The sequence below is a fragment of the Thiocapsa sp. genome, from assembly GCF_011390875.1.
Classification (GTDB): Bacteria; Pseudomonadota; Gammaproteobacteria; order Chromatiales; family Chromatiaceae; genus Thiocapsa.
In genome coordinates, this window is sequence record NZ_JAABRP010000371.1 from 1 (window position 1) to 2,805 (window position 2,805).

At 62.1% G+C, this 2,805-nt stretch carries 3 protein-coding genes; all 3 read left to right on the forward strand.

Annotation, left to right across the window (positions count from 1 at the left end; translation table 11 throughout):
- The first annotated feature begins 528 nt into the window (after positions 1-528).
- The 3 genes from GPT33_RS18525 to GPT33_RS18535 all read left to right on the forward strand — a co-directional run bounded on the left by GPT33_RS18525 (position 529) and on the right by GPT33_RS18535 (position 2,717).
- Positions 529-1,158, forward strand: coding sequence for an HNH endonuclease (locus GPT33_RS18525; RefSeq protein WP_296812050.1), 630 nt, complete (start codon positions 529-531; stop codon positions 1,156-1,158).
- 43 nt (positions 1,159-1,201) lie between these two features.
- Entirely contained in the window at positions 1,202-2,077 is an 876-nt protein-coding gene (locus GPT33_RS18530; RefSeq protein ID WP_296812053.1) for a fructosamine kinase family protein, read from the forward strand.
- 124 nt (positions 2,078-2,201) lie between these two features.
- On the forward strand, positions 2,202-2,717 hold the full coding sequence (locus GPT33_RS18535; RefSeq protein WP_296812056.1) for a histidine phosphatase family protein: 516 nt from the start codon (positions 2,202-2,204) through the stop codon (positions 2,715-2,717).
- The last annotated feature ends 88 nt before the right edge of the window (positions 2,718-2,805 follow it).

Below are 2,805 nucleotides of genomic sequence, written 5' to 3' on the forward strand. Positions count from 1 at the left end.
AACTGTCGGAGCCGGCGCGGTTTAAGATGCTAAAAATTATAAAATTTAAACCGCGTCCCCGCTAAGGGTCGTGGATGCACCAAACGTCGAGCTCACTCGAAAGTGAGCATTTCGCTCTGGACGCGGTTTAGACGCGGGACGTCCGCGCTTGGCTAGGAAACACCGGCAATCACTTGTCGCGGAACATGAAACCCGAGCAGTTCACAATTCCTGTGGATAAGTCTGGGGATGACGGGTGTAAAGTCGACGCGAGCAGGCGTCATTGTTACGGTTCTGTTCGTTTGGAAACTTTTTAGCCAATTTGTGAACATGTTTTTAATCAGTATCTTGCGTATTGCTCCGGCGGCTCGTGCGGGGCACCGAACCCCTGCGCCGAGCGCCTCCGCGGGCATGCACGGTGGCTGTGAATGATCAGCGAGGTTAAGAGCGGTTTCGTCACGTTCGATCGCAAATCCCTATGACGGCGACGGCTTGCGCGCGAAGGGCAACTGTGTATCATGCTCGCAAATTCCGAGCCGTAACGCCGCTATGTTGTCACTGACTCAACAGGTACTGCGAACGGATTTGGCGGGTATGCCAATGGAATGGGTGGACTACCGGGTTGCCGCCCGGCTGTATTTCCTCGGGCAGGTGGCCTATGCCTGCGGGGATGCCTTGTTCGAGCTGCGCGGCGGTATCAATTCGAGCACCCACCGACAGAGTCGCTTGGAGATCCACTCCATCATCGCGACTTACGGCACACATCACGCCCTGAACAAGCTTCAGGACGATTATGCACCGCCCCTGTCGAACCGTACCCTGTTTCACCGCGACGACCACATGTGCATGTATTGCGGCAGCCGCTTCTCGGGGCGTCATTTGTCGCGCGATCACGTGCGCCCCACCAGCCGCGGCGGCAAGGATGTCTGGAACAACGTCGTGACCGCCTGCGTGCGGTGCAACAATTTCAAGGCCGGGCGTACGCCCGAGGCGGCCGGCATGGAGTTGTTGGCAGTGCCCTTCACGCCGACGCATGCCGAATACATCTTCCTGATGGGGCGCCACGTCCTGGCGGATCAGATGGCCTTCCTGCGTGCCCACTTCCCGCGCTCGAGCCCCTTGCATCGGCGTATTGCTCGAGGTTTCGACGAGACCCCGATGAATGAATCCGATGCGTGAGCCCGCCGAGTGAGCCCGACGCGTGACCGGGTGATCGATCCGGATGAATGATCGCGAAACGATCGCGTGCGAGATCGCGAGTGCGACCGGACGTCCTTTCCGGATCCAGCGGGAACAGTCGGTCGGCGGCGGTTGCATCAATCGCGCGGTCGTGCTCGCCGACGGCGCGCGAGCCTATTTCGTCAAGCTCAACAGCGCCGACCGGCTGGAAATGTTCGAGGCGGAGTCCGAGGGCCTCGTCGCCCTGCGAGCGGCGAAGGCGATTCGGGTGCCCGAGCCCGTCTGCACAGGTATCGCAGGCGTCCAAAGCTATCTGGCGATCGAGTATCTGGATCTGGCCGGGCGCTTGAACGGCGCGGAGGCGGGCCGCCGGCTGGCGCATCTGCATCGATTCACCGCGTCCGACTTCGGCTGGCATCGTGACAACACCATCGGCTCGACGCCTCAGAACAACGCCCGATCCTCCGAGTGGGTCGACTTCTGGCGCGCGCATCGGCTCGGGTTCCAGTTGGATCTGGCGGTCCGCAACGGGCACGGCCGGACGTTGTCGGATTCGGGCGAGCGCTTGATGTCCGTCCTCGACGACCTGATCGGCCACCGTCCCGCGCCGTCTCTGCTGCACGGCGATCTCTGGGGCGGCAACATCGGCGCAACCCGCGAGGGCGAGCCGGTCATCTTCGATCCAGCTGTCTATTACGGCGATCGGGAGACCGATCTGGCCATGACCGAGCTCTTCGGCGGCTTCGGATCCGACTTCTACGCGGCCTATCGGGAGGTCTCGCCGCTGCCGCCCGAGTACGGCACGCGCAGGATCCTCTACAATCTCTACCATGTCTTGAATCACCTCAACCTCTTCGGCGGCGGCTATCTCGCCCAGGCCAAAGCGATGACGGATCGGCTGCTGGCTGCGGTGCGTTAGGGGCCGATGTGCGCGGCGCGGGGAATCCTCATTTCCTTGAAGATGACGGATATGTTAAAAGGCCCGCTACTGTGACCAAGACTTGTTCGACCTCTGCTTGAGTTACGCCGACCCCTTCTTCTCCATGCCCAGAGAGCTCCTCATCCTGCGACACGCCAAGTCCGACTGGGACTCGGTCGCGACGAGCGACTTCGACCGTCCTTTGGCAAAGCGCGGAAAGAGCGATGCCCCCAAGGTCGGAGCCTGGCTCTATCGCGAGGGCTTGGTCCCGGACCTGGTGGTCAGCTCACCGGCCGAGCGCGCCAAGCAGACCGCGTCGAAGGTCTGCAAATGCCTCGACATCAAGAAAAAGCAGATCGTCTGGGATGCCGACATCTATGAGGCCGAGGCCAAGCAGCTCCTGTCCGTCCTCGGGCGCTGTTCCCCCGAGGCGGCGACCGTCCTGCTGATCGGCCATAACCCGGGTCTCGAGGAGCTCCTCATGCACCTGGTCGGCGAGGATCTGGAGATCCCGGACGACGGCAAGCTCCTCCCCACCGCCACCGTGGCCCGACTGGAGATGCCGGACGATTGGAACGCGCTGCCGTGCGGCAGCGCTCAGCTGATCTCGATCACCCGCCCGCGCAGCCTAAAAGGCTGATCCCGTCACGAGTTAAACCGCGCCCGGTGCGATATGCGTCATTTGTTGGAATGGCTTGGCCGCGCCAGCCCCGACGACTGTCGGAGCT

Excerpts from the sequence above, each read along its gene's own strand:
- GPT33_RS18525 (WP_296812050.1), top strand. The coding sequence starts at position 529 with ATGTTGTCACTGACTCAACAGGTACTGCGAACGGATTTGGCGGGTATG.
- GPT33_RS18530 (WP_296812053.1), top strand. The coding sequence starts at position 1,202 with ATGAATGATCGCGAAACGATCGCGTGCGAGATCGCGAGTGCGACCGGA.
- GPT33_RS18535 (WP_296812056.1), top strand. The coding sequence starts at position 2,202 with ATGCCCAGAGAGCTCCTCATCCTGCGACACGCCAAGTCCGACTGGGAC.